Genomic DNA, 23,382 nt, shown 5'->3' on the forward strand with positions numbered 1-23,382 from the left:
CTAGGACCGCGGCGCGACGACCACCCCGGCGCTGGTAGCCTAGAAGTCGGCTCATCGAGCCCAGCGTCGTCGATACGCTTCCCGGCCAGGATGCCGGGACCCTCTCGAACGGCGAACCGATGCGCGGTTCCGCGCCGTCGCCGTCCCCGATTCTTGTGCGCACATCCCCGTGATGTCTGCGCCCTCCACCCGAAAGTATGTGTATGTCTTCCTTTGCTTCGCTCGGCGTGCCCGAGAAGCTCGCCGCCGTCCTCGCCGACAGCGGCAAGATCGAACCGTTCCCGATCCAACGCGACACCCTGCCCGACTCCCTCGCGGGACATGACGTGCTCGGCCGTGGTCGCACCGGCAGCGGCAAGACCATCGCCTTCGCGCTCCCGCTCGTCGCGCGCCTCTCCGGCAGCGCTGCGTCATCGAGGCGCGCGGGCCGTCCGCGGGGTCTCGTCCTTGCACCCACCCGCGAGCTGGCGACGCAGATCGCGGCGACCATCAAGCCGTTGGCGGATGCCGTGGGCCTCACCGTGACCACGGTGTTCGGCGGTGTGAGCCAGCGCCCGCAGGAGCAGGCGCTCGCGCGCGGCGTCGACATCGTCGTCGCGTGCCCGGGCCGTTTGGAAGACCTCATGAAGCAGGGCATCGCGAATCTGGGTGCCGTTGAGATCTCGGTGCTCGACGAGGCCGACCACATGGCCGATCTCGGGTTCCTCCCCGGTGTCACCCGGATTCTCGCGGCGACCCCGCAGGGCGGACAGCGCATGCTGTTCAGCGCCACCCTCGACCGTGGCGTCGACAAGCTCGTCGCCCGGTTCCTGCGCGACGAGGTTCGCCACGAGGTCGATGAGGCGAGTGTGCCGCAGGGTGTCATGACACACCGCGTGTTCGTCACCCCCCACGAAGACAAGGCGGCGCTCGTGCGCCACCTCGCCGCCGGCCAGGGACGCCGCATCCTGTTCACCCGCACGAAGCATCAGGCGAAGAAGCTGGCAAAGCAGCTCACCGCCTCCGGAATCCCCGCGGTCGACCTGCACGGCAACCTCGGTCAGAACGCGCGCGAGCGCAACCTCGCCGCGTTCGGCGCGGCCGTCGACCAGGGCGGCGTGCGTGTGCTCGTGGCCACCGACGTCGCCGCCCGCGGGGTGCACGTCGACGAGGTCGAACTGGTCGTGCACGTCGACCCACCGGTCGAACACAAGGCATATCTGCATCGCTCGGGCCGTACCGCGCGCGCCGGTGCAGAAGGTGTCGTCGTCACCGTCGCCACCGATGCGCAGCGCGGCGAGGTCAAGGATCTGCTCCGCAAGGCGCGTGTCACAGCGCCGCTCGAAGCCGTCACCGCCGAGCACGAGAGCGTCGCGCTCCTCGTCGGCGAACGCGCACCGCATGTCACCCCCGCAGCGCCCGTCCAGCAGCGCCCTCCGGCGCAGAAGAAGAAGTCGGCGCCGTCCGCACAGCCCGGTACGGGTTCGCGGCGCCGTCGGCGCGGCTCGGGTTCGGGCGTGGATGCCGGCGGCCGAGGTGCCGGATCGGCGAGTCGCGGCGCCGACGGCGACGCGCGCAGCGATGCCACTCGGTCTGCGAAGAAGTCCCGCGCCCAGGGTGCAGGTCGCGCCGCCGATAGGCAGCAGTCGAAGGATGCGGCCCCGCGCCGCGCTTCGTCGCCCGAGAAGCCGCGCACCGGCACCGCGTCAGGTCAGCGGTTCACGACCGGCGCGACCATCGGCGACATCCGCCGCGGCACGCGCACGCCGCACCGCCGCGCACGCGGCTGATCACTCTGCGCCCGGAGACGGGCCCTGGGTACCTCAGACGCGCACCGGAAAGCGGGCGTCGATCCAGGCCAGGAGATCGGCACGCGCCTCGGCCTGTGACACATCGTTGAAGATCTCGTGGCGCGCATCGGGATACACGAGCGTCGTCACGTCGGTCAGGCCCGACCGCGACCGGTAGGCGTCGGCCAGTCGGTGGACGCTGCGGGGGCCACCGACTGTATCGTCACGGCCGACCATCAGCAGGACCGGCACGTCGTGGCCGAGATTGCGCCGCGGCCTGCCGACGAGACGTGCCGAGTCGACCACACCGAACAGCTTCGCCAGCGGTGTCGTCGTGGTCAGCGGGTCGGCGACGAACTCTTCGCCGACGCTCTCGTCGGACGAGAGCCACTCCATCCCGGTGACCGCTCGGTCGCTCCACGGCGAATTGAGGTCGCCGCTGTTGAGTGATCCCGGCCAGCGCAGCGCGGAACCGGAGAGCACGAGGGCGTCGTAGGCATCGGGATGGCGATCCAGCAGCATCTGGGCGAGGAACGACCCCCACGAATGTCCGAGCAGAATGAGCGGAAGGCCCGGGTGCTCGTCGCGGATGATGCCCGTGAGTTGCCAGGCGGCATCGCGCGCAGCGCGGAGGCCGCCCGGGCCGAGACGGCCGAGTTTCGACGCGTCCCCGTTCCACTGCTTCATTCCCGTCCGACCGTGACCGCGGTGGTCGTCGGCGTAGACGACACATCCGTCGGCGACGAGGGCGTCGATCAGCGCGGCGTAGCGCCCGGCGTGCTCACCGACGCCGTGGAGCACCTGCACGACCGCACGGGGGGTCGTCTCGGGGTGATGGACGTCATAGACGATCGCGACGCCGTGCGCGTCGATGAACTCCGGCATGGAAGCGAGTCTAGGCACGAGATTTACTTAACATAGATAATGAACTATGCTAAGGACTTATGCCTGATTCGGATTCCGCCCCATCTGCGCAGGCCGCCTCCGATCTCCGCATCGCGGTGTTCCGCCTCGCTCGTCGCATGCGTACGCAGCGCGCGGTCGACTCGATGAGTGACGGTCAGATCGCGGTGCTCGCGTCGCTCTTCGTCCACGGCGCCCACACGCTGGGCGAGCTCGCCGACCACGAACGCGTCTCTGCGCCCGCGATGACCCGCACCGTCAACTGCCTGCAGGACCTCGGGTACCTCGAAAGAAGCGCTGACGAGAACGACGGCCGCAAGGTCGTCATCGACCTCACCGACGAGGGCCGCGCAGTCATCGACGAGACCGCCCGCCGCCGCGATGCATGGGTGGACGCCGCCCTCGCCGAGCTCGATGACGACGACCGCGAGACGCTCGCCCGCGCCGCGGAGATCATGCAGCGGATGGCCACCCGATGAGCGCCATGTTCCGGTCGTTCTCGATCTTCAACTACCGCGTCTGGTTCATCGGCGCCCTCGTGTCGAACATCGGGGCGTGGATGCAGGCAACCGCGCTGAGCTGGGTGGTGCTCACCGAACTCACCCCGAACGACGCGGCGGCGATGGGGATCACCATGGCGCTGCAGTTCGCGCCGCCACTGCTCCTGGTTCCGGTCACCGGGTGGGTCGCCGACCGGTTCGACCGACGCCACCTGCTCATGGTCACCCAGGGTCTGCTGCTGGTGCTCGGGCTCGCCATCGGCACCCTGCTGCTGCTCGGACTCATGACGCTCTGGCTCATGTACGCGTTCGCCCTCGTCCTCGGCCTTGTCGCCGCGTTCGACAACCCCGCGCGACAGGCATTCGTCTCCGATCTCGTGGCGCGAGAGATCGCGTCGAATGCCGTCGCTCTCAACGCCGCATCGTTCAACGGTGCGCGCATGATCGGACCGGCCGTCGCGGGCGTCGTGATCGTCGCCGTCGGAACGGGGTGGGTCTTCGTCATCAACGCCGTCACCTTCGTCGGCATGATCGTCGCGCTCGCACTCATCCGTCCCGATGAACTTGTGCCGCGCGTGCGCTCGGCCGGCGCATCACGTCTGGCCGACGGGTTCCGCTACGTCGGCGGCCGACCCGACCTCATCGTGACATTCGCGATGGTCTTTCTCATCGGTGCGTTCGGCATGAACTTCCCGATCTTCGCGTCGACGATGGCGCTGGAATTCGGACAAGAGGCAGACGGGTACGGGCTCCTCAGCTCGATCCTCGCCATCGGTTCGCTCGCCGGCGCACTGCTCGCCGCGCGCCGCGACCGCGCCCGCATCCGCGTCGTCATCGGTGGCACTCTCCTCTTCGCGACCGCCGCCGCGGTGTCTGCTTTCATGCCGTCGTACTGGGCATATGCCGCAACGCTCATGTTCACGGGATTCGCGGTCGTGACGATGCTCACCACTGCCAACGGGTACGTGCAGACCACGACGGATCCCGCCTTGCGTGGCCGCGTGCTGGCCCTCTACATGGCGATCCTCATGGGAGGCGTGCCGATCGGCGCGCCGATCGTCGGCTGGGTTGCCGCGGAATTCGGCCCCCGCACGGCAATCGGCCTCGGGGCCCTCGCCGGGTTCGTTTCGTTCGGGATCGGAGCGACGTGGCTGCTCTGGTCAGGACGGCTCCACCGCCACGAGTCACGGCGATTCCGCCTCACGATCGACGAGACACGACCGCTCGCCGTCGTCGTCGCACCCGAAGAGTTCAGCGAGCAGGTCGCGACCACGACGCCCATCCGCCTGCCCGAGACCTCCGGGCGCAAGCAGACGAGATCCGGCACGCACGCGAACCGGCGTACGACTCCGTCTACGCGAATCAATCGCCCCGAGCCGGCCGAAGTCTCCGCGGAAAAGGGCTGATCGGCTCAGTCGAGCTTGACGCGAAGCGCGCACTCGAAGTCGGCGACCGACCCGCCGAGGACGTCGAGCTCTGCGGCATCCATCAGGAGCACCAGATCATCTCCGCTGCGGCGAAAGACCGCAGGCGCGCCGTGTTCCGCGACGGCGGCGGCGAGCGACGCGTCCATCTCGTTGAGATGCGCGAGATCGAACGGCACTCCGAGCCGCGCAACCATCGCATCCCACTCCGGTTTGCGCCGCCACGAGTGCGTGATGTCGCACAGAGAACAGTGTGCGGTGCCGAGCATGTGTCCGACGATGTAGCGCAACTCGCCGAGCGCGCCGCCGTCAGCGCGATATACACCGACCAGTCTGTCCACCTCACCCATAGGTCGATTGTCGGTCCATCGGGACCTTCGGCGGGTCGACTCACCTGGGAGAGCGTCGAGAGTTTCCGTCAGAGGACCGAGGACGCGCGTGCCACCAACTCGGGCGTATAGACGACATGTCGGCGTTTCGCCTCATCGGACTCCGTCGTCGACAGGAGCAGGTCGACCGATGTCGAGCCGATGAGCTTCGCGGGCTGCCGCACCGAACTGAGCGGGATGACCGCGGCAGCGGAGAAGTCGATGTCGTCGTAGCCGATCAACGCGAGGTCTTCGGGAACCCGGACATCGCCGGCCATGACGAGACTCTGCAAGAGGCCCAGCGCGAGCAAGTCGTTGGCCGCGAACACCGCATCGGGTCGCCGAGCAGGTTCACGCGCGACGATCGCTTGCCCCGCGATGCGCCCCTCGTCGACGGTGAGCGCACCCGTGCCGATGAACTCAATGGTTCCGCCGGCCTCCGCGACAGCGCGCTGAGCGCCTTCGAGGCGATCGGACACCTGTCGAATCGACACGGGGCCGCCGACGAAGGCGAGACGGCGGCGTCCCTGATCGAGAAGGTGATCTGCCGCGATCCTGCCCCCCTCGACGTCGTCGACCGCCACGGAGGCGAAGGCCTCGTCCTTCGATTCACGGTCGACGAGCACGACCGGGATGCCGCGATCGCGCAACAGCCGAAGCCGCGGCATGTTCTCCGCAACCGGCGTGACGAGGATGCCGGCCACTCGTTGTTCCTCGAACAGGTCGAGGTAGGTCAACTCGCGCTCGGTCTTCTCGTCGCTGTTCGCGAGGAGAACCGACAGCCCCCGTTCCGCCGCGCGCTCTTCCGCACCGCGCGCGACCTCGGTGAAGAACGGGTTGCGCACATCGAGCACCACGAGCCCGATGGTGCGACTACGTCCGGCGCGCAGTTGGCGCGCGGCGTCGTTGCGCACGAAGCCGAGGCGTTCGATCGCCGTCGTGACGCGGGCGACTGTGGCCGGCGAGACTTTCTCCGGCCGATTCAGCACGTTCGACACCGTTCCCACCGACACCCCGGCAAGCTCGGCGACATCCCGCACGCTGACCGTCATTCAGCCACCTCCTCGTGCGATGACTCTATCCCGCGCCTCGGTCAAATGAAACGAATCAGTCACGGATTGGTGCGAGACCGCATTCCGACCTTGACAAGCATTCGATCCGGCACCTATCGTCGTCCCGCGGCGCTGAAACGATTCATCCCGTGGTTCCACCCGATCGACTCAATGGAGAGGCAGTCCATGTCACAGGACTCGTCGCAGCCGGATACGGCCGCTGAGCCCGTTCTCTCGCTCACGGGCGCGGTCAAGACATTCGGCCCCGTCGTCGCCCTCGCCGATGGAACGATCCGCCTGCACGGCGGAGAAATCCACGCGCTCGTCGGCGAGAACGGCGCGGGCAAGTCCACGCTCGTGAAGATCCTCGCCGGCCTCTACCACCCAGACGCCGGACAGTTCTCGATCGACGGGCGCCCCGTCGCATTCCGCTCGGTCGCGGACAGCAAGGCCGCCGGTGTCTCCGTGATCTACCAGGAGCCCACGCTGTTCCCCGACCTCACCGTCGCCGAGAACATCTTCATCGGCCGCCAGCCCCGCGGGCGCGCCGGGCTCATCAGCAAGAGTGTCATGCGCCAACGCGCGGACGCGCTGTTCGCGCAACTCGGCGTCCCGATCGATCCCGACCGTCTGGCGGAAGGCCTTTCGATCGCCGACCAGCAGATCATCGAGATCGCCAAAGCCATCTCGATGGACGCACGCGTCCTCATCATGGACGAGCCCACCGCCGCACTGAGCGGAGTCGAGGTCGACCGTCTCTTCGACGTCGCCCGCACACTTCGCGACCGCGGGGCTGCGCTGATGTTCATCTCGCACCGGTTCGAAGAGGTCTTCGCGTTGACCGACCGCATCACGGTCATGCGGGACGGGCGCTACGTCAGCACTGTGGCCACCGCTGATGCCACCGTCGAGGACATCGTCAACCAGATGGTCGGGCGCGACATCGACCAACTGTTCCCCAAGACGCCGGCTCCGATCGGTGATGTCGTCCTCGACGTCGACGGCCTCACCCGCGCGGGAGTTTTCCGCGATGTCAGCTTGCAGGTGCGTGCCGGCGAGATCGTCGGACTCGCAGGACTCGTCGGCGCAGGCCGCACCGAAGTCGCCCGAGCGGTCTTCGGTGTCGACGACTACGACAGCGGCTCCGTGTACTTCAGAGGCCGCCCCCTCCCGTCGGGAAACACGCAGAAGGCCATCGACAGCGGCATCGGTTTCGTCCCCGAAGACCGACGCAAGCAGGGTCTCGTACTCGACCTCTCGGTCGCGCGGAACGCCACCCTCGCCTTGCGACGGGCACTGGCGAAGTTCGGTCTCATCAGCGGCAGCCGCGAACGCCGCGTGGCCGAAGAGTGGACGACGAAGCTCCAGGTGAAGACGAGTTCGATGGAGTACGCCGTATCGACGCTTTCCGGCGGCAACCAACAGAAGGTCGTCCTCGCCAAATGGCTGGCGACCGAACCCGCACTCCTCATCATCGACGAGCCCACGCGCGGGATCGACGTCGGAACGAAGTCCGAAGTCCACCGCCTTCTCTCCGATCTCGCCGGCGAGGGCATGGCGATCCTCATGATTTCGAGTGAGCTGCCCGAAGTACTCGGCATGGCCGACCGTGTGGTCGTGATGTGCGAAGGCCGCGTCACCGCCACGATCGATCGGTCGGATGCCACGCCCGAGAGCGTCATGCGCGCCGCCACCCAGTCCCTCGCCCACGCAGCGTCAGGAGCTGACTCATGACCACGACAGCCGGCGCACCGGCGACTGCCACGACCCGGCGCTCGTTCTGGAGCGGGCTGCGCAAGGCACGTGAACTCCCGGTCACGATCGCGTTGGTCGTGCTGGTCGCGGCGACCTACCTTGCGAATCCGCTCTTCCTCTCCCCCCAGGGGACGAAAGACCTGTTGCTCAACGCGACGATCATGATCATTCTGGCCGCGGGCCAGACACTCGTCATCATCACGCGCAACATCGATCTGTCGGTCGGCTCGATCCTCGGACTCGTCGCCTTCATGACCGGATCGCTCTTCGCGGGCGTCGAAGGCATCCCCATCTGGATCGTGTTCGCCGCGGGGCTGCTCTTCGGCGCCCTCCTCGGTGCGGTCAACGGCCTGTTGGTGACCCTCGCCGGGGTTCCCGCCCTCGTCATCACACTGGGCACGTTGTACGTCTACCGCGGAATAAACAACTGGTGGGCGGGCGGCACCCAGTACTTCGCCGACGACCGCCCCGCGGCGTTCGGTAACCTCGCGGTCGACACGGTGCTCGGCTTCCCGATCATCACCCTCATCGCGATCGTCGTGGTCGTTGCCTTGGCGATCTACCTCAGCGGCGCCCGGTCCGGGCGAGACCTCTACGCGATCGGCTCCGACCCCGCCGCCGCGACCCTGTTCGGCATCAAGGTGAACCGACGCGTGATGTTCGCCTTCCTCGTGAACGGTTTGCTCGCCGGCCTCGCCGGAGTCTTGTACGCCGCCCGGTTCAACTCCGTCGGCGCGACGACCGGAACCGGTATGGAGCTGGACGTCGTGGCGGCAGCGGTCGTGGGCGGGGTCGCCATCTTCGGCGGATCGGGCAGCGTCGTCGGCGCTGCACTCGGAGCCATGCTCCTGACCACCATCACGAGTGCACTCACGGCGGTCCGCGTCGACAAGTTCTGGCAGCAGGCGATCGTGGGTGTCCTCATCCTTCTCGCGATCGTCATCGACCGCATCGCAGCCGTGCGATCCGCTCGCAAACTCCGACTCAGTGAGGCCACGCGATGAGCACCACCGAAACATCCACCAATCTGACCTCGGCGTCGACGTCGAAGACGCTCGCCGGCGAACCGAAGGGCCGCACGGGCGCCTCGCGACTGTTGCTGGGTCGAGACGCGATCATGATCTACGTGCTGGTCGCCGCCATCGCGCTGGCGATGCTCGCGATCCCGCGTTTCGCCTCCCCGGTCACGACGGGCTTCCTTCTCCTCGACGTGGTACCGGTGTTGCTTCTGGCCATGCCGATGACGCTCATCATCATCACCGGTGAAATCGACCTGTCCGTCGCCTCGACAGCCGGACTCACGAGCGCCGTCCTCGGCGTCCTGTGGGCGGGCGGGTTCGACATCGGGATCGCGCTGGTCATCAGCCTCCTGGTCGGAATCCTCGCCGGCGCGTTCAACGGTTTCCTCATCGCCGTCGTGGGCTTGCCCTCGCTGGCCGTCACGATCGGTACCCTCGCGCTCTTCCGGGGGCTCGCGCTCGTCGTCATCGGCGACAACGCCGTGGCCAACTTCCCGCCCGAACTCAACCTGTTCGTGACTTCGAAGCTCGGCGCCACGGGCATCCCCACCGTCATGATCGGAGTCGTCCTCGTCATCGCGATCTTCGCGACGGTCTTGCACTTCACGCCCTTCGGGCGGGGCCTGTACGCGATGGGCTATTCGAAGGAAGCCGCACGATTCGTGGGGATCTCGGTGGCCCGCTCGAAGTTCTGGCTCTACGTCGCGTGCGGACTCATCGCCGCGATCGTCGGCATCTACTGGACGCTGCGGTATTCCAGCGCCCGCTCCGACAACGCGTCCGGGCTCGAACTGACCGTGATCGCGGCCGTCCTCCTCGGCGGGGTGTCGATCTTCGGCGGCAAGGGGTCGATCCCCGGTGTGGTCGCGAGTGTGCTCCTCATCGGCACGATCAACTACGCCCTGCGCCTCGGACGCGTCTCTGAAGTCGTCCTCATCATCGTCACCGGGTTGCTGCTCATCATCTCGGTGATCATCCCGAGTGTCTCCGCCGCCCTGTCGCGGTGGGCGCATGAACGCAGGCTCCGACACGAACTTCCCCGCGGCATCACCCCGGGGACCACCAGCGCCTAGCACCGGCGCGCATCGAAAGGAAAGACAATGGAGTTGAATGCCCCTCGTCGACGCGGTCGTCGCGTCGCCGGCGCTCTTGCCATCGCCGCCACAGCAGCATTGACCCTCGCCGCCTGCGCAGGCGGCAGCGACAGCGGTGGCGACGACATGTCGTCGGGCGGCGGCGAGACCGCCGACCAGTCGATCACGTTCATCCCGAAGCAACTCAACAACCCCTACACCGACGTCGTGCTCGGCGGTGGCGAGGACGGGGCCGAAGCAGCCGGATTCGGTGCGTGGGAGATCGTCGGTCCGCTCGACGCCAGCGCATCGAGCCAGGTGTCGTTCATCAATGCCGAGACGCAGGCGGGGACCAACGTCCTCGTCATCGCCGCCAACGACCCCGATGCAGTCTGCCCCGCCGTCGAGGAAGCCCGCGCCGGTGGCGCGAAGATCGTCGGTTTCGACTCCGACCTCAACTGCCGTGACCTCTTCGTCAGCCAGGTCGTCGCGAAGGACGTCGCCCTCATCCAGCTCGAGCTGATCTCAGAGCAGATCGGCGGCGCGGGCGAGATCGCGATCCTGTCGGCCACCGCCAACGCGACGAACCAGAACGAGTGGATCGCGTTCATGGAGGAGGAGCTCGCCTCCAACCCCGACTATGCCGACATCGAACTCGTCGCCAAGGTCTACGGTGACGACGACGACACCAAGTCGTTCCAGGAGGCGCAGGGTCTGCTGCAGGCCTACCCGAACCTCAAGGGGATCATCTCGCCGACGACGGTCGGCATCGCGGCGACCGCGCGCTACCTGTCGACGTCCGAATACAAGGGTGAAGTCGCGTTGACGGGTCTCGGCCTCCCGAACGAGATGCGGCCGTTCGTCAAGGACGGCACCGTGACGGAGTTCGCGCTGTGGGATCCTGCACAGCTCGGCTATGTCTCCGCCTTCGCCGGCAAGGCGCTGGCCGACGGCAGCATCACCGGCGCCGAAGGCGACACGTTCGAGGCCGGTGACCTCGGCGAGAAGACCGTCGGTCCCGACGGCGTCGTCATCGTGGGCCCGCCCACGGTGTTCGACATCGACAACATCGACGACTACGACTTCTGATCGTCGCGCGGGGGTCGGCTCCTGAGTCGACCCCCGCACTCCTCTCCCTCCCTGCCAACGCGGTGTTTCGTCGCGCCGTGACGATCGACCCCGCACCGATTCGACGCACCACTCACGAGGAGTCACCATGTCCAGCGCCGCTTCACTCCTGACCCCGCGCCCGCGCCGCAAGCCCCGTATCGGACTCGTTGCCGGCGGGCTCGGTACGTACTGGCCGCAGTTTCCCGGTTTGCTTCCGCAGCTGGAGGAGTCGTCCCGGTATGTGTCCGAGCGATTCGCCGCGATGGATGCCGACGTCACAGATGTCGGGTTCATCTCAGATGCCCAGGAGGGCGCTGTCGCCGCCGAACGTCTGCGGCAGTCCGACTGCGACCTGATCGTGCTCTTCCTCACGACGTACCTGACCAGCTCGATGGTCCTCCCCATCGCGCAGCGGGCCGACGCGCCCGTCTTGGTCATCGACCTCCAGCCGACCGAGAAAATGGACCACGCCACGTTCGATACGGGAGCCTGGCTCGCCTACTGCGGCCAGTGCCCGGTGCCCGAGGTGGGCAACGTGTTCCGCCGCGCCGGCATCCCCTTCCGCTCGGTCTCCGGATGGCTCCGCCAGGAGTCCGCCTGGGAGCGGATCGGCCGCTGGATCGACGCCGCCCACATCCGCGCGGCGCTGCGTCACGCGCGCCACGGCCTCATGGGTCACCTCTACCCCGGCATGCTGGACGTGTCCACCGACCTCACGCTGTTGCCGACGACTTTCGGGTCGCACGTCGAAGTGCTCGAGTTCGACGACCTCCGCGTACGCGTCGACGAGGTCACCGACGCAGAGGTCGCCGAGCGGATGGACCTCGCCCGGCAGATCTTCACCCTCGATGACAGCGTCGTCGAGGACGACTTCGCATGGGGTGCAAAGGTCTCGGTCGGCCTGGACCGACTGATCGACGACTTCGAACTCGACTCCCTCGCCTATTACCACCGCGGCCTCAACGGAGAGCAGCACGAGCGGCTCGGCGCGGGGATGATTCTTGGGGCATCACTGCTCACCGCCCGCGGCATCCCCACGACCGGAGAGTACGAGCTACGCACGACCGTTGCCCAACTCGCGACGCAAGTCGTCGGCGCGGGCGGGTCGTTCTGCGAGATCCAGGCGCTCAACTTCGAAGACGATGTCGTCGAGATGGGGCACGACGGTCCGGCACACCTCGCCGTTTCGTCACGCGACCCGCTGCTCCGCGGCCTCGGCATCTATCACGGCAAGCGCGGTTGGGGGGTCTCGGTCGAGTTCGATGTGCAGGCCGGCCCGGTGACCTTGCTCGGTCTCGGTCAGGACCAGGACGGCTCACTGGCGCTCGTCGCCTCCGAGGGAACCGTCGTTCCGGGTCCACTCCTGGCCATCGGCAACACCACCAGTCGCGTCGACTTCGACCGCGACCCCGGCCTGTGGGTCGACGAGTGGTCGGCGACGGGCATCGGGCACCACTGGAGTCTGTCCACCGGCCACCGCGCCGAGACCTACCGCGCCGCAGCATCCCTGCTCGGTATCGACTTCCGGGTGGTGTGAGCGATGAACCGATACTGCTTTCAACTGATGGTCGACCCGGCCCACCTCGACGAGTACAAACGCCGGCACGCCGCGGTGTGGCCCGAGATGCTCGCCGCGCTCTCGGCGGCGGGGTGGCACAACTACTCGCTGTTCGTTCGAGACGACGGTCTTCTCATCGGCTACTTCGAGTCTCCCGGCACCCTCGCGGAAGCTCAGGAGGCCATGGCCGGAACCGACGTCAACGCCCGCTGGCAGGCCGAGATGGCGCCGTTCTTCGCGGGCCTGGAGGGGAGCCCCGACACGGGGTTCGTCCAACTGACCGAGGTCTTCCATCTCGAAGACCAGTTGCGGGATGCCGCGGCATCCGGCATTCGAACACCCACATCCGACAACGAAAGCGCCGCATCATGACCACGTTCACCCCTGAGATCCAATCGACCCTCGCCGCACAGGGCGTCGAACTCCCCTCGTGGGCCTTCGGCAACTCAGGCACGCGATTCCGCGTGTGGACGACCGAGGGAACCCCACGGGACCCGTTCGAGAAGATCGCGGATGCCGCCGAGGTCAACCGACTCACCGCGCTTGCCCCGTCGGTCGCCCTGCACATCCCGTGGGACAAGGTCGACGATTTCGGTGCGCTGCGCCGCCACGCGGAAGACCTGGGCGTGACCCTCGGAACGGTCAACTCCAACACGTTCCAGGACGAGGATTACAAGTTCGGCGCCCTGACACACGAGGACGACCGCATCCGCCGCAAGGCCATCGACCACCACCTCGAGTGCATCGACGTGATGGACGCGACCGGCTCGCGTGATCTGAAGATCTGGCTCGCCGAGGGATCCAACTACCCCGGCCAGACCGACATGCGCGCACGTCAGGACAGGTTGAACGACTCACTCGGGCAGATCTACGCGCGCCTGACCGGCGACCAGCGTCTCGTGCTCGAGTACAAGTTCTTCGAGCCGTCGTTCTACCACACGGATGTTCCGGACTGGGGTACGTCGTACGCCCAGGTCGCGACACTCGGCGACCGCGCGATGGTGTGCCTCGACACCGGTCACCACGCCCCTGGGACCAATATCGAGTTCATCGTCATGCAGCTCTTGCGCCTGGGCAGGCTCGGGTCGTTCGATTTCAACTCGCGTTTCTACGCGGACGATGACCTGATCGTCGGAGCGGCCGACCCGTTCCAGTTGTTCCGGATCCTCGTCGAGGTGATCCGAGGCGGCGGGCTCAACAACCCGGATGTCGCGTTCATGCTCGATCAGTGCCACAACGTGGAGGCGAAGATCCCAGGTCAGATCCGCTCTGTCCTCAACGTGCAGGAGATGACCGCGCGGGCATTGCTGCTCGACCACGAGGCGCTCGCTACCGCGCAGTCCGCCAACGATGTGCTGGGCGCGCAGGCCGTGTTCATGGACGCGTTCTACACGGATGTCCGGCCGGCGCTCGCGCAGTGGCGCGAATCGCGCGGTCTCCCGGCCGACCCGATCGCGGCGTACGCGGCATCCGGATACCAAGAGCGCATCGAATCCGAGCGCGTCGGAGGCGTGCAGGCCGGCTGGGGAGCCTGAGCACGGACACACGCGATCCCGCGCCCGACGACGTAGGAAGCGCCTCGCCACTGGCATACACTAAGCTGATTTTGGTTCAATGAACGAGTCAGACTGGTGGAGGTTGCCGTGGCGAACATCCGCGACGTCGCGCGAGCGGCGGGAGTGTCGGCGGGAACCGTGAGCAACGTGCTCAACCGCCCGAGCTACGTGAACGCCGAAACCCGCAAGAAGGTGCTCGATGCCATCGCAGCGCTCGACTTCACGCCGCGCAAGGCGTCGAGGCAATTCCGCCCTGGCCGCGAGCGGACGCTGGGCCTGGCCCTGGCCGACATGGGCAACCCGTTCTTCGTCGACGTCGCACTCGGCGCCGAAGCTGCGGCGAAAGAACTCGGTGTCGGCGTGCTCATCGTCCACAACGGCGAAGACGTCACCCGCGAAGAGCAGAATCTCGATCTGCTCGCCCAACAGCGCGTGCACGGCATCATGATCACGCCCGTCGACGAGCGCAACCCGCGCCTCGAGCAACTCATCGAGCGCGGTGTGCCGCTGGTGTATGTCGACCGCATCTCGGGCGACCGCCCGTGCTGCTGGCTGGCCACCGACGATCTCGCGGGGGGACGACTCGCCGGTGAACACCTCATCGAGCGGGGCCATCGACGTATCGCATTCGTCGGCGACAGCGACATATCGCGCCAGGTCTCCGATCGATCCCAGGGACTGCGCGATGCCGTTCGCGACGCCGGCCTCCCCGACGACACCGTGGAGCTCATCCCCGCGTCGTCGTGGAAGATCCGTGACGGTCGCCAGACCGGTCATGACCTGGCGCTTCGCGCGGCGCATGACCGACCCACCGCTGTGTTCTGCGCCAACGACATGCTCGCTCTCGGAGTGCTCCAGGAACTCGCGCTGCACGGCGTACGCGTTCCCGACGACATCGCCCTCGTCGGTTTCGACGACCTCGACTGGGCCAGCCGCTCGACGGTGCCGCTGAGCTCGGTGCGTCAGCCGCGTGAGCTCCTCGGCCGCACCGCGGTGCGCATGATCCTCGACGAGATCGAGCAGGGCGCAGACCACGTGCACGAGCACGTGAACTTCGCGCCGGAGCTCATCATCCGCGAGTCGAGCGACATCACGCGCTCGACCTGACCGCGCTCAGATCAGCTGCCACTCCCCGCCGCGCAACGCCGAGCGTTCGATCGCCTCGATCGTGCGTTCGATCTCGAGAGCCTCGCGAAAGTCCGGTGACGCAGGGCGGCCCTCGGCGATGGCCTGCAAGAGCTCCCATGCCTCGAAGATCTTCAGCTCGTGCAGCCCGACGTTAATGCCTGACATGGGCCACAAGTGCCCGAAGTGGCCATGCCCGGGGCCCAGCTCGATCGTGCGGAACCCGTGGGTGTCGAGACCGTCGCTTTCGAGCGAAACCTCGAGCACGTGACTGTCCTGCTGGTTGAAGCGGATGGCGCCCTTCGTGCCGGTCACGACGAATGACACCTCGAACGCCCGCCCCGTCTGCACGCGACTGGACTGCATCGTGCCGATGGCACCATTGTCGAACTCCAGCAACGCGAGCGTGTGGTCGTCATTGTCGACGGTGCGGCGCATCCCATCACGGTCGACGCGCTCTCCTATGACGGTGCGCGAGAGACCCGACACACGTGAGACCCCGCCGACCACGTTCCGCGCGATCGAGATCATGTGCGACCCGAGATCGCCGAGAGCACCACCGCCTGCGAGTGCGCGGTCGGTACGCCACGTGAACGGCACATCCGGATCGATCATGGTGTCGGCGCTGAAGAACCCGGTGAACGAGAAGAGGTCTCCGAGCTCACCGCGGCGAATGAGATCACGAGCGAGCGCGAGTCCCGGGTTCTGAAGGTAGGTGAAGCCGACGAGCGTCGTCACCCCCGCTGCCTCTGCGGCATCCGTCATCGCCTGCGCGTCGTCCGACGTGAGCGCGAGCGGCTTCTCGCACCACACGTGTTTTCGAGCGGAGGCGGCAGCGAGCGCCGGATCCCGGTGATGGATGTTCGGCGTCACGATGTCGACGAGGTCGACGGCAGGGTCGGCGACGGCGTCTTGCCACGACGTCGACCACCGGGCGACGCCATACTGTTCCGCGGCCGCACGCGCACGGTCGGCATCGGGATGCACGATCACCTCGAGGCGCGGCTGCGGCACGTCCGCACCGAACACCGCGCGCACATTGCGCAGCGCCATCGTGTGCTCTTTGGCCATGAGTCCGTCACCGATAACGGCGACGCCGATGCTCGTTTTCGTCATGCTCGCTCGTCTTCCTCGTTCTGGCGTGTCGAACCGGCGACGATATGCCGCTCTCAGATGGCAACGACGGCGGCAGGGTGACGTGCCCCTGCCGCCGTCGCAGCGCACTCGAAACTGCTTACATCGCGGGCTCGAGGTCGTCGACGTTCGAGCTGTCGACGACGGTGTTCTCGAGCGGAACCATGTCGGGCACGGTCTCACCCATCATCACGGCGATAAGGGTCTCGATGGCCAGCTCGCCGTTACGGAACGGGGGCTGGATGATGGTGCTGTACTGGGTGCCGGCCTTGATCGCCTCGAAGGCACCCTGCTCACCGTTGATGCCAACGACGTAGGGCGTGATGCCCAGACCCGACTCCTCCAGCGCCTGCGCGAAGCCCTTGGCCATCGTGTCGTCCTGCGCGTAAACGCCCTCGATCTGGTCGCCGTGCTTGGTGAGCAGGTCGCGCGACGCAACCAGCGCCTTCTGCTGGTCGAAGTCGGCGTTCACGACATCGAGGACGACGATGTTCGAGTCGCTCGCCTCCAGAGCATCCATGAAGCCGCCGCTGCGTGCAATCTCGGTGCCGTTTCCGGCCTGACCGGCGAGGACGATGATGCCGCCCTCACCACCCATGGCGCTGTCAAGCTGTTCGAAGCTGATCTTGCCCTGGTCGTACTTGTCGGCGCCGACGAACGATTCGATGAGTGCCATCGATTCGTCGCCCGTGGTTGTGTCGATCGCGACGACCGGAATCCCCTCCTGCTCGGCCTTGAGCAGACCCGGAAGGTAGCTGTTGTCGTCGAGCGGCCACAGCAGGATCCCATCGACACCGCGTGCGACACAGCTGTCAAGCTGCTCGGCTCCCGTCTGCGGCGAGAACTCCTCGCTCACGATCGTGAGGTTGACACCGGCCGCATCTGCCGCCGCCTGCGCGCCCTCGTTGGCGGGCGTGACGTACGGGTGCGAGTTGGCCGCGGTGATGTAGCAGATCTCCTTGCCCTCGACACCGCTGTCCCCACCCGAAGCAGCGGTGGAGTCGCCTCCGCCGTCTCCCGATGAGCAGCCGGCAAGTGCGAGCAGAACGACTGCCGTTGCAGACGCGACGGTGAGCTTACGACGAACGGTCATGCTTCCTCCTGGTTTTCCCTTGGTGTTGTGGGTACTGCCCGCCTGCGCAGAAGCGCGCGGGACGTCAATCGGGTGTCACTGCTGACCAGACGGTCGAGCGTGATCAGGATGATCAGCAGCACCCCGGTGTAGATGGCCTGGGTGTACGACGGCACTCCGTTGAACTCGAGCATCATGGTCAGCCCGCCAAGCGCGAGCACACCGCCGAGCGTGGCGAGCGACGATCCGCGGCCGCCCTCGAGACGCGTGCCGCCGATGACGACGGCTGTGATCGCGGGGATCAGCATCGCCGCACCGGCCACAGGCGATCCGGTCGCCGTGCTGAGCGACTGCAACACCCCCGCAGCGCCGGCGAACAAGCCGGAGATCAAGAAGGTCGCGGCGATGTATCCGTTCGAGCGGATGCCCACAGATGTCGCAGCCGGGGCGTTGCTGCCGACGGCGTACAGGTTGCGACCCGACGGCGTGAGACGCAACCACACGAACATGAGGAGCGCCGCCACGACGAACATCGCAGATCGCGGGGTGAAAAGTCCGAGCAGGTCGCCCGTCAGGGGAATGCCGAACACAGGATCCGGTGAACTCACCGGCTGTGAATTGCTCAGCAACAGCGCGAGACTCGCGAAGATCAGGAGAGTCGCCAGAGTCGCGACGAGCGATGCGATCTTGAACACGACCACGATGACTGCGTTGATCGCGCCGATCGCGAGCCCCACCGCAAGGCCGGCCAACGCGGCCGGGATGTTACCGATGACCGGTTGCAGTCCGATCGTCGTGATGCCCGCCATCGAGAGGATCGACCCGATCGAGAGGTCGATCTGGCCAGCGATCAGGACGGGTGTGAGGCCCAGCGCGAGAAAGCCGACCACGGTAGCCCTGTTGAGCACCGACTGGAAGGTGTCGATCGTGAAGAAGTCGTCGATCGTGATGCTGCCGAGGATCGCGACGATGACCAGCAGCACGAGCAAGCGGTACTGCACGGCTGCGCGACCCGCGATTCGGAGGTCGAAGCGGTTCATTCGCGGCCTGCCTTCCGTCGGAAGTAGACATCGACACCGACCGCGATGAGCACGATCGCGCCTGTGACAAGTCCGGTCGATTGAGTGGGCAGTCCGCCCAGGATGATGAGGTTGCCGATCAGCGCCGTGATGATCACGCCGCCGATCGTGCGCAGCACGCTGCCGCTGCCCCCGAACAGACTCGTTCCTCCGATCACGACCGCGGTGATCGCGACGAACTCGTACCCGGTGCCGATGATCGGGCGAGCCTGTCCGTTGCTGAGCCCCAGCAACACCCCACACAGCCCTGCGAGCGCTCCGGTGAGCACGAAGGCCATGGCCTTGGTGAAACGAACCGGCACGGCACTCGCTTCGGCAGCCTGATAGTTGCCGCCCACCGCGAGGTTCCATCGTCCGAACGCCGTGCGAGAGAGCAGCGGTGTGAGGATCGCCGCGACGATCACGAAGATCCAGACGAACAACGGGATGCCGAGAAAGCTGCTCTTGACGAAGTCGGACAGTGGATTGGCTTGGCCATAGACGATCCCGCCGCCGATGAGTTGCTGGCTCAGTCCGAGAAGCACGGATCCGGTGCCGAGCGTCGCAATGATGGGGTTGATTCGCAGGTAGCCGATCAGCACGCCGTTCACGATGCCGCCGACGGTCGCAACCGCGAGGCCGAGCATCGCGGCCCCGAAGGGGCCGGCTACCGGCTGCGCACCGAGGGTCACGAGCGCACCCATCGCGACGTTGGCAGGCACCGAGAGGTCCGCCAGGCCGCCGGCCACGGCGACGAATGTCATGCCGAGTGCGATCAGCCCGACCGCCGCATTGGCGTTCAAGACGTTGATCAGGTTGGAGACGGTAAGGAACGACGGGGAGATGATCGCTCCGATGATCAGCAACACGATGATCGCGACCGGGATGCTGATGCGCGAGAACAAGGCCCCCGGCGCGGCAGAGCGGCCTGAATCGACTGTCGTCGAGGAAGTCATGCGGCCACCTGTCCTGTCTGTCCTGTCGCCGCGCGCATGACCGACTCCTCGGTAGCGTCGGCTCGGGCAATCTCCGCGGTCACCCGTCCTTCGTGGAGGACGAAGACGCGATCGCACACAGCGAGCAGCTCGGGGAGTTCGGAGCTGATCATGAGCACCGCTCCGCCGCCTTGAGCGAATTCGCCGATGATCTCGTGGATGTCAGCCTTCGCACCGACATCGACGCCGCGCGTCGGTTCGTCGAGGATGAGCAAGGATGGCTCGGCGAGCAGCCATTTGCCGAGGACGACTTTCTGTTGGTTGCCCCCGCTGAAGACGCTGAGGGGGCGTTCGATCTGCGGCGGGTTGACCTTGAGCCTGTCGGCAAGCCTCCGCACGATCCCCCGCTCTTTGCGCGCGAAGATCAACAGTGCGGTGGTGAGTCGCTGAATGACCGGCAGTGTGAAGTTCTCACGGACGGTGAGCATGGGGATGATGCCCTGTCCCTTGCGATCCTCGGGAACGAGCGCGACGCCGGATGCCATGCCCTTGCGGGCGCTGCGGATCTTCACCTTCCGGCCCCGCATCGCGATCTCCCCGGATTCGATGGGGTCGAGCCCGAAGACCGCGCGGGCAACCTCGGTGCGCCCCGATCCGACGAGGCCCGCCAATCCCACGATCTCGCGTTCGCGTACGTCGAGTGAGACGTCGGTGAAGTCGCCCGACCGCGAGATGTTTTTCACCGTCAGTACCTGTTCACCCGGAACGAGGTCGAGCTTGGGGAACATTTCGCTGACGTCGCGTCCGACCATGAGACGCACCATGTGTTCGGGGGTCACTCCCTCGACGTCTCGGGTCTCGATGCGGCGGCCGTCGCGGAGCACCGTGACACGGTCGCCGATCTCCATGACCTCCTGCAGGCGGTGGCTGATGTAGATGATCGCGATGCCCGCTGCCCGCATCCGTCCGATGACCTCGAAGAGCACCCGCGTCTCCTTGTCCCCGAGCGATGATGTGGGCTCGTCGAACACGACGATGCGCGGCTTGTCTGCCATCACCTTGGCGATCTCGACCAGCTGCTGCTGGCTTATGGACAGGTTCCCCAAGGGGGTGGCCGGATCGATGTCGGCATGCAGCTCGCCCAGCACCTCTGTCGCCTTCTGTGTGACGGCTCGGTAGTCGACGAACGGGCCGCGGTGCGGCATCCGTCCGAGGCTGATGTTCTCGGCAACGGTGAGGTCGGGCACCAAGTTCAGTTCCTGATAGATCATTCCGATCCCGCGTTCGCGCGCTTCACGCGGATGCCAGTGACGCACCACGTGCCCGCCGATCTCGATCTCGCCGTGATCGGGCTGATAGAAGCCCGCGAGGATCTTCATGAGGGTGGACTTGCCCGCACCGTTCTCTCCGACGATCGCGTGCACCTCGCCCGTTCGTACCTCGAGCTCGACGTCCTGCAGAGCTTTGACGCCGGGGAACGATTTCGAGATGCCCCGCATGTGGAGCGCGATCGGGTGCGCGCTTGGCGGCTGGTCGGTCATGCTGTCTCCTCCGAAGACGCCACGGGTGCGCGGCGCAGGCGAATGGTCACCGTGTACCGCGCACTCTCACCGGGTGCGAGGTGCGGCAGCCGCCCCGCGGAACGGGCCGCGGGACGCCCATCGATGATGGGGGTGTTGGCCGGCTCGATGCCGAGCGCATAGTGACCCTGTCCCTTCATCTTCCATTGGAAGACCGTTCCGAGCTGAGCGGGATCGATGTCGACGCGGAACTCGAGCCCGTTGCGCGGGTTGTGCACGATGACCTCGCGATTCGATGCCCCATCGAACTCGTGGATGAACACCTGCTCGCGGAAGTCGGGGGTGGGCGCACCGAACACCTCGCGCTCGGCCATGCCTGCTTCGGCGTCCGAATCCCGCGGCCTCACACGCTCGGCGGGGATCGTCACCGTCGTGTCTTCGTCGAGCAGCGGCCAGCCGAGGTTGAGGTGATACAGCACCATGTGGGGCTGGTCGTGGAACGCCTCGTTCGTCACGACATCGTCGATGACGATCGTGTCGGATCCCGCGGCCGAGCTGATGCGTCGCCGGAGCACGAGATTCTCGCCGAAAACGGCCGATTGTCGGACGACGCCTTCGACGACGACCCCCGTTCCGGTCGCTTCGGCGCACACAACGGTCGCTCGCTGCGTGCCGATGCGTCCGTGTTGCCCGAGATGAGTTCCCGCATCCGTCGCCGGTGGCCCGAACGTGTCCAGTCCGCACGTGGCCAAGAGACCGCCGCCGAACGTGCGCAGCCATCCCTGCCCGGCCGGCTCGGCGGCATCCGGACCGGTCATTCCCGTCGGCGACATCCAGGCGAACGGAACACCGTCCACCGTCACCTGACCGATGTCGAGTGCACGGTCGGGGTGCACCTCGATCTCGAGCCCACCGCCGTTCACAAGGCGCACACGCCGGGTACCCTGTGCGGCACCCTCCGCTTCGATGAAAGAGTCGACGCGCATCACCTGTGCGAGCGAGCCGATTCGCTCACGCAGACGCTCTCCCGACTCGCCGAACACGTCAGGCATACAACCCGAGCTCCTCGTTACCCGGTCCGAAGTGCTTGAGGATGACCAGGTCGTCCGTCGCCGACTGGTTGACGATCCGCACACCATGACGTGCTGCCGATTCTGCGACGAAGAACTCATCCTGGCTGAGCTGCCCGAAGCGGATGAGGGTGGCCGCGGCGACATCGTGTCCGCCGAACGTGCCATGCCCCTGGACGACGATCATTCCGTATGCGTCCTGGTCGGTGATCGTGACAGCCTCGCCCGGACGCACCGTCAGCTCCTTGGCGCTGAAGTGCGGTGACCGGAAGACGATCCACTTCTCCCGATACGCTCGCTCGCCTGCGTCCAGGGACGTGTCGGTCGAGTAAGGCACCATGAAGCGGTTCTGCACGAAGTGCGGATCGACGTTCAGATCCCACTCGAGCAGGCTGATGACGAAGTCCAAGTCGCCGTGCTTGTCGGTCGGCACATCCTTCCACAGCAGCTCCTCGGGAACCTCGCGGTTGTTGCTCCACGACTCGCACATGCAGAAAACGTCACAGGCCGCCTGCGGTTCGTAAGTCGCGATGCTGGCGGGGGCATGCAGCACTCCTGACGGGATGTCCCATCCCGTTCCGAGCTGGATGCGGTAGCCGAGCGAGAGATCGGTGATGCGGTTATCACCTCCGCGCGTGAAACGCTCCAGCCGCTCCTTCACCTGCTCCTTCGTGACGTCGGGCTGGAAGCCGAAGAACGAGATCGGCTGATCGCCGAGGTGATTGTTCATGTGGGGCGAGTAGTAGTACGCCTCAGGCTTGCCGGGTTTGTCGACCAACGCTGCCTTCTCGTCGGTGTGGTGCACATGGAACGGCAGCGCCTGCTGGTTGTCGAAGAACTTCGAGTACATCGGCCAGCGTCCGTGGCGATCCCACAGCCGCCGGCCGATGAGTTCGCCGCGGTGATGCGCGACGAAGTCATCGAACGGAATCAGCGCGTCGCCGTCGGGGTCGACGACCAGGCTCAATCCTTCGTAGGGACCGGTCTTCGGCCCGTTGTCGGCCCGCACGGCCGACGACAACCACCGCTCGTCGACGCCACCGCGACCCTGCTCGAACGGAAAGTAGTCGTCGGGGTGCAGGCGAATGCGGCGACCTGGCGTACAGAACGCCCGTGGCACCCATGTCGGCGCGAGGCGGACGATACCGCCGCCGGCCTCGAGTGCTCTGTCCATGGCCGAGGCCGTGGATGCCACGTTCTCGTATGCGCCGTTCGCCATTGTCTCCCGCTCTCTTCGTCGAGTTCGAGCCTCCGCTCTGTGAGCGTGGGCACCTTCGCTGGTTCAGTGAACCTTGTGTTCAGTGAACCTAACAGGATGCGACGGGGGTGTCAATGCCACCTCTGGAGCGCCCTGACACCACCCCCGGGTGGACACTGGACT

At 66.5% G+C, this 23,382-nt stretch carries 21 protein-coding genes; 11 read left to right on the plus strand and 10 right to left on the minus strand.

Translation table 11 applies throughout. From position 1 onward, the window contains the following. Positions 1 to 197: 197 nt before the first annotated feature. Positions 198 to 1,769: a DEAD/DEAH box helicase gene (locus tag ACFQZV_RS01160; protein WP_378751436.1), complete on the plus strand. Its 1,572-nt coding sequence runs from the start codon at positions 198 to 200 to the stop codon at positions 1,767 to 1,769. 33 nt (positions 1,770 to 1,802) lie between these two features. Here ACFQZV_RS01160 and ACFQZV_RS01165 read toward each other — a convergent pair whose 3' ends face one another. Next, positions 1,803 to 2,654, minus strand: coding sequence for an alpha/beta fold hydrolase (locus ACFQZV_RS01165; protein ID WP_378751438.1), 852 nt, complete (start codon positions 2,652 to 2,654; stop codon positions 1,803 to 1,805). A gap of 59 nt (positions 2,655 to 2,713) precedes the next feature. On the opposite strand from ACFQZV_RS01165, the gene ACFQZV_RS01170 reads away from it, so the two are divergent. Both ACFQZV_RS01170 and ACFQZV_RS01175 read left to right on the plus strand, forming a co-directional pair. Then, a complete protein-coding gene (locus ACFQZV_RS01170; RefSeq protein ID WP_378751440.1) occupies positions 2,714 to 3,151 on the plus strand; it encodes a MarR family winged helix-turn-helix transcriptional regulator in 438 nt (145 codons plus the stop codon). A gap of 5 nt (positions 3,152 to 3,156) precedes the next feature. Continuing rightward, a complete protein-coding gene (locus ACFQZV_RS01175; protein WP_378751526.1) occupies positions 3,157 to 4,578 on the plus strand; it encodes an MFS transporter in 1,422 nt (473 codons plus the stop codon). Between the two features lie 5 nt (positions 4,579 to 4,583). On the opposite strand, the gene ACFQZV_RS01180 is transcribed toward ACFQZV_RS01175, so the two are convergent. Both ACFQZV_RS01180 and ACFQZV_RS01185 read right to left on the minus strand, forming a co-directional pair. Continuing rightward, positions 4,584 to 4,946 carry a hypothetical protein gene (locus ACFQZV_RS01180; RefSeq protein ID WP_378751442.1) on the minus strand — a complete coding sequence of 121 codons (363 nt, stop codon included), beginning with the start codon at positions 4,944 to 4,946 and terminating at the stop codon, positions 4,584 to 4,586. A 68-nt stretch (positions 4,947 to 5,014) separates the two neighbouring features. Further along, a complete protein-coding gene (locus ACFQZV_RS01185; RefSeq protein WP_378751444.1) occupies positions 5,015 to 6,016 on the minus strand; it encodes a LacI family DNA-binding transcriptional regulator in 1,002 nt (333 codons plus the stop codon). A gap of 186 nt (positions 6,017 to 6,202) precedes the next feature. Between ACFQZV_RS01185 and ACFQZV_RS01190 the strand changes: the two genes are divergently transcribed. From ACFQZV_RS01190 to ACFQZV_RS01225, 8 genes are all read left to right on the plus strand, one after another. After that, complete coding sequence (locus ACFQZV_RS01190; RefSeq protein WP_378751446.1) at positions 6,203 to 7,750, plus strand: sugar ABC transporter ATP-binding protein; 1,548 nt, start codon at positions 6,203 to 6,205, stop codon at positions 7,748 to 7,750. Continuing rightward, entirely contained in the window at positions 7,747 to 8,775 is a 1,029-nt protein-coding gene (locus ACFQZV_RS01195) for an ABC transporter permease (RefSeq protein WP_378751448.1), read from the plus strand. The genes ACFQZV_RS01190 and ACFQZV_RS01195 overlap by 4 nt, the downstream gene beginning before the upstream one ends. Next, on the plus strand, positions 8,772 to 9,863 hold the full coding sequence (locus ACFQZV_RS01200; RefSeq protein WP_378751450.1) for an ABC transporter permease: 1,092 nt from the start codon (positions 8,772 to 8,774) through the stop codon (positions 9,861 to 9,863). The genes ACFQZV_RS01195 and ACFQZV_RS01200 overlap by 4 nt, the downstream gene beginning before the upstream one ends. Positions 9,864 to 9,890: 27 nt before the next feature. Then, entirely contained in the window at positions 9,891 to 10,952 is a 1,062-nt protein-coding gene (locus ACFQZV_RS01205; protein ID WP_378751452.1) for a rhamnose ABC transporter substrate-binding protein, read from the plus strand. Positions 10,953 to 11,079: 127 nt separating this feature from the next. Next, positions 11,080 to 12,510: an arabinose isomerase gene (locus ACFQZV_RS01210; RefSeq protein WP_378751454.1), complete on the plus strand. Its 1,431-nt coding sequence runs from the start codon at positions 11,080 to 11,082 to the stop codon at positions 12,508 to 12,510. Positions 12,511 to 12,513: 3 nt separating this feature from the next. Next, a complete protein-coding gene (locus ACFQZV_RS01215; RefSeq protein WP_378751456.1) occupies positions 12,514 to 12,903 on the plus strand; it encodes an L-rhamnose mutarotase in 390 nt (129 codons plus the stop codon). Beyond that, the gene (gene rhaI / locus ACFQZV_RS01220; protein WP_378751458.1) at positions 12,900 to 14,066 is read left to right on the plus strand and encodes an L-rhamnose isomerase; all 1,167 of its coding nucleotides are present in this window, start codon (positions 12,900 to 12,902) and stop codon (positions 14,064 to 14,066) included. Before ACFQZV_RS01215 ends, rhaI begins: the two co-directional genes overlap by 4 nt. A 108-nt stretch (positions 14,067 to 14,174) precedes the next feature. After that, entirely contained in the window at positions 14,175 to 15,194 is a 1,020-nt protein-coding gene (locus tag ACFQZV_RS01225) for a LacI family DNA-binding transcriptional regulator (protein ID WP_378751460.1), read from the plus strand. A 6-nt stretch (positions 15,195 to 15,200) separates the two neighbouring features. Here ACFQZV_RS01225 and ACFQZV_RS01230 read toward each other — a convergent pair whose 3' ends face one another. The 7 genes from ACFQZV_RS01230 to ACFQZV_RS01260 form a co-directional block, all read right to left on the minus strand. Next, positions 15,201 to 16,328 (minus strand): Gfo/Idh/MocA family protein, encoded by a 1,128-nt coding sequence (locus ACFQZV_RS01230; protein WP_378751461.1) that lies wholly within the window; start codon positions 16,326 to 16,328, stop codon positions 15,201 to 15,203. Positions 16,329 to 16,446: 118 nt separating this feature from the next. Further along, complete coding sequence (locus tag ACFQZV_RS01235) at positions 16,447 to 17,439, minus strand: sugar ABC transporter substrate-binding protein (protein ID WP_378751463.1); 993 nt, start codon at positions 17,437 to 17,439, stop codon at positions 16,447 to 16,449. After that, a complete protein-coding gene (locus ACFQZV_RS01240; protein WP_378751465.1) occupies positions 17,436 to 18,458 on the minus strand; it encodes an ABC transporter permease in 1,023 nt (340 codons plus the stop codon). Before ACFQZV_RS01240 ends, ACFQZV_RS01235 begins: the two co-directional genes overlap by 4 nt. Further along, positions 18,455 to 19,432, minus strand: a complete 978-nt coding sequence (locus tag ACFQZV_RS01245; RefSeq protein WP_378751467.1) for an ABC transporter permease — start codon at positions 19,430 to 19,432, stop codon at positions 18,455 to 18,457. The genes ACFQZV_RS01240 and ACFQZV_RS01245 overlap by 4 nt, the downstream gene beginning before the upstream one ends. After that, positions 19,429 to 20,952, minus strand: coding sequence for a sugar ABC transporter ATP-binding protein (locus tag ACFQZV_RS01250; RefSeq protein ID WP_378751469.1), 1,524 nt, complete (start codon positions 20,950 to 20,952; stop codon positions 19,429 to 19,431). The genes ACFQZV_RS01245 and ACFQZV_RS01250 overlap by 4 nt, the downstream gene beginning before the upstream one ends. Further along, positions 20,949 to 21,983 carry an aldose 1-epimerase family protein gene (locus tag ACFQZV_RS01255; protein WP_378751471.1) on the minus strand — a complete coding sequence of 345 codons (1,035 nt, stop codon included), beginning with the start codon at positions 21,981 to 21,983 and terminating at the stop codon, positions 20,949 to 20,951. The genes ACFQZV_RS01250 and ACFQZV_RS01255 overlap by 4 nt, the downstream gene beginning before the upstream one ends. Then, positions 21,976 to 23,220 (minus strand): hypothetical protein, encoded by a 1,245-nt coding sequence (locus tag ACFQZV_RS01260; protein ID WP_378751473.1) that lies wholly within the window; start codon positions 23,218 to 23,220, stop codon positions 21,976 to 21,978. Before ACFQZV_RS01260 ends, ACFQZV_RS01255 begins: the two co-directional genes overlap by 8 nt. Positions 23,221 to 23,382 lie beyond the last annotated feature (162 nt).

This window comes from Microbacterium koreense (assembly GCF_042677105.1).
GTDB classification, from domain to species: domain Bacteria; phylum Actinomycetota; class Actinomycetes; order Actinomycetales; family Microbacteriaceae; genus Microbacterium; species Microbacterium koreense.